Origin of the sequence: Natrialba sp. SSL1 (assembly GCF_001861355.1) — an archaeon.
In the GTDB taxonomy this organism is placed as follows: domain Archaea; phylum Halobacteriota; class Halobacteria; order Halobacteriales; family Natrialbaceae; genus Natrialba.
In genome coordinates this window covers 1-2,397 of the sequence record NZ_MASN01000025.1, presented here as the reverse complement: position 1 = coordinate 2,397, position 2,397 = coordinate 1, and the positions used below count along the sequence as shown (strand labels likewise).

Here is a 2,397-nt window from a genome sequence, read left to right as displayed (position 1 = left end):
GTCCCCTGCCGGGATAGGAGTAACGGCGGTGTGGCCCCGTCCTCATACTCAAGGACATAAGTACGTAAAGACATTCGGCGGTTCGATGTCGTCAAGCGCGGTCAGTGCAGCCTCTTGAAGTTCATCCAGTGTGTTGAACAAGCGGTTGCCGAGTGCTTGATTGAGTCGTCGCCAGCACTCTTCCACGGGGTTCAGCTCTGGTGAACCCCGTGGAAGGTAACACAGTTCGATCGGAGTTCCTTCGGCGAATGCCTGCACCTTGTTCGCCGTAAAATAGGAGGCATTATCTAAGACAACGCAGATTTTCTCGCCGAACTCGGTTTGGAGAGCGTCGAGCAACCGGATTGTGGTGTCGCTGTTGAAATTCTCCTCACACGGGAGAAAGAACGTCTCGCCGCTATTGCTGACTGCCCCGAGGAGTTTGATGCTGTCCCACGCGCCCGTCACCGGGAGTGACGGGCGCTCCCCTTCTGGAAACCACGCGTAGATCAGCGTCGAGAGAACCTGTCGCGTCTGATCGATGGTCAGGATCGTGTATTCATCGTCCAAGTTGTCGCGCTTTTTTTGAACCCTTCTTTCCAGGCCTCTTGGGCTCGTTCGTCGGACTTGTGGAACTCCGGCCGGGCTGTCTTCCAGGACAGCCCGGCCTCGGACATCAGTCGTCGGACGTGACGTTCGCAGTACTCAACACCGAATTCTTCGGAGAGATAGTGACGCGCTAGTGAAACAGACCACGCGGGCGCGTCGTATCCAACGTCTTCGGGAGACTCGTGAAGTACCTCAACAAACTGCTCGTGCTCGTCGTCAGAGAGTTCGGATGGTCTGCCCTCTCGTGGTTTGTCGTAGACGACCTCCTCGAACGGCTCGTCGGCGAGCCGTTCGAGTCGATTGAACCATTTCGAGGCCCAACTGCTGGAAAATCCATAGAGTGCGGCGGCTTCTGCTTGCGTTAGATCTTCTATCTCTTTGTAGGTGATCGCGGCCATGAGCCGCTTTGTTGCATCGGCATCATCGACCTCCGCCAAGATCTGGCGGAGGTCTTCGACAGAGACGTTCTCAAACGTCGCCATACTATTCCCCCGCATCTAGAGATACATGAAGTTTTATCCATCAGTATCAGAAATCGTAATGAGTGACAGAAGTTTTGGGCGTGGGCTAAGACGAACGGGGTAATGGGAGGAGACCGGCGGGGCGAGCTCGTTCGTCATCTGAGCGAGGAGGAGTTGGATCGTCTGCTGGACGAAGCAGACGATCCAAAGGTCGTCAAGCGGCTCACCTTTGTCAAACGTCTCTACAAGGGTGCAACGTACGAAGAAGCAGCCGACGACGTTGGGAAATCTGCGTCGACTGGAAGTCGCTGGGCACGTCGATGGAACGATGGCGGGCTGGGTCAGTTGACACCGAACTTCGGGGGCGGAAGGCCCCCGAAGCTCGGTGACGAGGAACAAGAGTGTCTTCTAGAACTTCTCCGGGAGGGACAGCCCTGGAAAGCACAGGAAGTTCACCAGCTCTTGGACGAAGAGTTCGATGTTGAGTACCATCCGGATTATCTCGGTCGATTCCTCCGGAATCTCGGACTGTCTTACGCTAAACCACGTCCAAAACGTCCCTCACGGCCAGAAAATGCAGATGAAATCCTCGAAGAACGCGTCGCAGACGCGTTCGACGAGGAAACAGAGACAGCACATAACAAGCGTCCCGAGGATGAGGACGAAGGCTGGGTTCTCGACGACGATATCTGTACAGATGGAGGAACTGTCGTCGGTTTTTGTGACGCTTCTCATCCGCAACCATACGACAATTCGCATCGACTGTGGTACGTCGATGATCCGACACTCGAACGACCGCTGGTGAAGCTTGACGAACCAGCGGTCGGGTGCTATACGCTCAACGGCGAAAGTGTCCTGACCTTTCCTGAAGATCAATCGAAAGAGAACATCTGTGCCCTATTGGAGGAGGTCCGCGAGCAGAATCCGGGAACGCGGATTCTGCTCGTCTTGGACAACTTCTCGTCTCACATCTGTGAGCACACGCGCAAGCGCGCACATCAACTCGGTATCGATCTCGTCTTTCTTCCGGTCGGTTCACCGCATCTCAATCCAATCGAGCAGGTCTGGAAAGTGCTCAAACGGAATGCTTCACCAATCGTCGTGGCGAGCGAGAGCGCGTTCCGCACTCTCGCTCGCCGCCTCTTCAACACCCTCACCGATCGACTTGGATTCGCCAAGTCTTGGATCGACCAGTTCCTCAGTCCATATTTGCAAAAGTTATCTTGATCATTAAGGTCTCACGGACCATGCGAACGGGCGCTTCGCGCCCGTGAGCAGATGGGGCTTCCTGCTTCCACGACGCGCTTTGCAGGAACCGAGGTGGTTCCCGTAGGGAGCGCAGTCTCCA

At 55.6% G+C, this 2,397-nt stretch carries 2 protein-coding genes; one reads left to right on the top strand and one right to left on the bottom strand.

Annotated elements, in window-relative coordinates; all coding sequences use genetic code 11:
• Positions 1–48 precede the first annotated feature (48 nt).
• Positions 49–1,070, bottom strand: a protein-coding gene (locus BBD46_RS21540) for an IS630-like element ISNagr2 family transposase (RefSeq protein ID WP_139173535.1) whose coding sequence is annotated in 2 segments (ribosomal slippage) — positions 49–566 and positions 566–1,070 — 1,023 coding nt in all. Because the reading frame shifts where the segments join, the coding sequence is not laid out codon by codon here.
• Between the two features lie 102 nt (positions 1,071–1,172).
• On the opposite strand from BBD46_RS21540, the gene BBD46_RS06670 reads away from it, so the two are divergent.
• Positions 1,173–2,276 carry an IS630-like element ISNagr8 family transposase gene (locus tag BBD46_RS06670; protein WP_071400956.1) on the top strand — a complete coding sequence of 368 codons (1,104 nt, stop codon included), beginning with the start codon at positions 1,173–1,175 and terminating at the stop codon, positions 2,274–2,276.
• Positions 2,277–2,397 lie beyond the last annotated feature (121 nt).